1 protein-coding gene and 1 pseudogene are annotated in these 1,065 nt (G+C 74.4%); both read right to left on the bottom strand.

Going from position 1 to position 1,065, the window contains the following annotated elements:
• Window positions 1–148 precede the first annotated feature (148 nt).
• Complete coding sequence (locus AC2W7J_RS18390) at window positions 149–694, bottom strand: bifunctional adenosylcobinamide kinase/adenosylcobinamide-phosphate guanylyltransferase (protein WP_369694860.1); 546 nt, start codon at window positions 692–694, stop codon at window positions 149–151.
• Between the two features lie 2 nt (window positions 695–696).
• Window positions 697–1,065 (bottom strand): annotated as a pseudogene (locus AC2W7J_RS18385) (hypothetical protein); the annotation flags it as partial.

Here is a 1,065-nt window from a genome sequence, read left to right as displayed (position 1 = left end):
GGTGCAGCCGCGTCTCGACGGCCGCGGCCCAGCTGCCGAAGGCCGCGACCGGGTGCCCGCGCCGGGGTCGCCGGAGCGCGAGGTCGGCGACCCAGCCGAGGCGAGCCGAGCGCGACCTGGTCGAGGCGACGGCCACGGTGGGCCGTGCTCACGCCCCGCCCTTGATCGTCAGCACCTGGCCCGAGACGACGAGGTCGACCCGGTCGGCGGAGGCGGCGATGCGCTGGTTGAGCCAGCCCAGACGGTCGGCGAAGATCCGCCCGGACCGGTGCTCCGACACCAGCCCCCAGCCGACCTCGTTGGTCACTGCCACGGCGAGATCCGTTGCGCGCCAAGCTGCTTCGAGGTCCTCGACGCGCTGCTCGAGGGCGCCGACCCAGTGGTGCTCGGGCGCCTCCCAGGCCTCGATCTCGTCGAGCTGTGCGGTCAGCCAGGTGCCGAGGCAGTCGAGCAGGACCGGACCCTCTGCGTCCCACAGTGCGCTCGCGGCGTCCGTGCTCTCGACGGTCGACCAGGTCTCCGGTCGCCGCTCGCGGTGGGCCGCGACGCGCGCCGCCCAGTCGGCGTCGTCGCGCTGCGGACCGGCGGCGAGATAGGTGACGGGCGTGCCCTCGGGCAGATGTGGGGGCAGCAGGAGCGACTCGGCGTGCCGGGACTTGCCCGACCGCACACCGCCGGTGACGAGGACACGCATGCTCACCACGCCACCGTCAGCAGGACGAGCAGCACGGTGAGAGCCACCTCGACACCGGCCCCGATGACATCGCCACCCACACCGCCGAAGGTGCTGGCGGCCTTGTCCCGGAGCGAGATCGCCGCCCAGATGGCGACGGGGACGGCCGCTGCCGCCACGAGGACGGCTCGAGTGGTCATCCAGAACGGCGCCGTGGAGCTCCCGTCACCCAGTCCCCCCAGCAGCAGGGCGACCGGCAGCACCGATGCCACGAGGAGGGCGCCGACGGCGAGGACCACGAGCACGGCCCCGGCGAAGGGCACGGTGCCGACGAAAGGCGGCCCCCGAGCTTCGAGCCCCGGTGCGGCCTGCTGCCCCGCGACCGCAGACGG

The sequence above is a fragment of the Janibacter sp. CFPM2_SD2 genome (genome assembly GCF_057364645.1).
This window is presented reverse-complemented; position numbering and strand designations above follow the sequence as displayed.

Bases quoted from the DNA above. Each gene is read 5' to 3' on its own strand.
- AC2W7J_RS18390 (WP_369694860.1), bottom strand. From the start codon at position 694: ATGCGTGTCCTCGTCACCGGCGGTGTGCGGTCGGGCAAGTCCCGGCAC.